We start from the raw sequence: 1,081 nt of genomic DNA, 5'->3' as shown, positions 1-1,081 counted from the left end.
CGAAGCGTTGAACCGAAGCCCCAGTAAACGGCGGCCGTAACTATAACGGTCCTAAGGTAGCGAAATTCCTTGTCGGGTAAGTTCCGACCCGCACGAAAGGTGCAACGACTTGGGCACTGTCTCAACGAGAGACCCGGTGAAATTATACTATGTGTGAAGATGCACATTACCCGCGACAGGACGGAAAGACCCCGTGGAGCTTTACTGTAGCCTGATATTGAATGTTGGTACAGCTTGTACAGGATAGGTAGGAGCCTGAGAAGCCGGAGCGCTAGCTTCGGTGGAGGCGCTGGTGGGATACTACCCTGGCTGTACGGACATTCTAACCCAGGACCGTGATCCGGTCCGGAGACAGTGTCAGGTGGGCAGTTTGACTGGGGCGGTCGCCTCCCAAAAGGTAACGGAGGCGCCCAAAGGTTCCCTCAGAATGGTTGGAAATCATTCGCAGAGTGTAAAGGCACAAGGGAGCTTGACTGCGAGACCTACAAGTCGAGCAGGGACGAAAGTCGGGCTTAGTGATCCGGCGGTTCCGCATGGAAGGGCCGTCGCTCAACGGATAAAAGCTACCCCGGGGATAACAGGCTTATCTCCCCCAAGAGTCCACATCGACGGGGAGGTTTGGCACCTCGATGTCGGCTCATCGCATCCTGGGGCTGTAGTCGGTCCCAAGGGTTGGGCTGTTCGCCCATTAAAGCGGTACGCGAGCTGGGTTCAGAACGTCGTGAGACAGTTCGGTCCCTATCCGTCGTGGGCGTTGGAAATTTGAAAGGAGCTGTCCTTAGTACGAGAGGACCGGGATGGACACACCGCTGGTGTACCAGTTGTTCCGCCAGGAGCACAGCTGGGTAGCTACGTGTGGTCGGGATAAGTGCTGAAAGCATCTAAGCATGAAGCCCTCCTTGAGATGAGATTTCCCTTACCTATAAGGTAATAAGATCCCTCAGAGACGATGAGGTTGATAGGTCCGAGGTGGAAGCGTGGTGACACGTGCAGCTGACGGATACTAATTGATCGATGACTTATCTATCTAACGTGAAAGACCGTTTCCGATGTTTGTGATTCTTATCCAGTTTTGAGGGTT

Annotated in this window: 1 rRNA gene; it reads left to right on the top strand. The window is 54.0% G+C overall.

The annotated features are described in order from the left end of the window. Window positions 1-1,027 (top strand): 23S ribosomal RNA (locus tag ACRYKC_RS20060); the annotation flags it as partial. Window positions 1,028-1,081 lie beyond the last annotated feature (54 nt).

It is taken from the genome of Halobacillus sp. A1-3 (assembly GCF_050971765.1).
Classification (GTDB): Bacteria; Bacillota; Bacilli; order Bacillales; family Halobacillaceae; genus Halobacillus; species Halobacillus mangrovi_B.
This window is presented reverse-complemented; position numbering and strand designations above follow the sequence as displayed.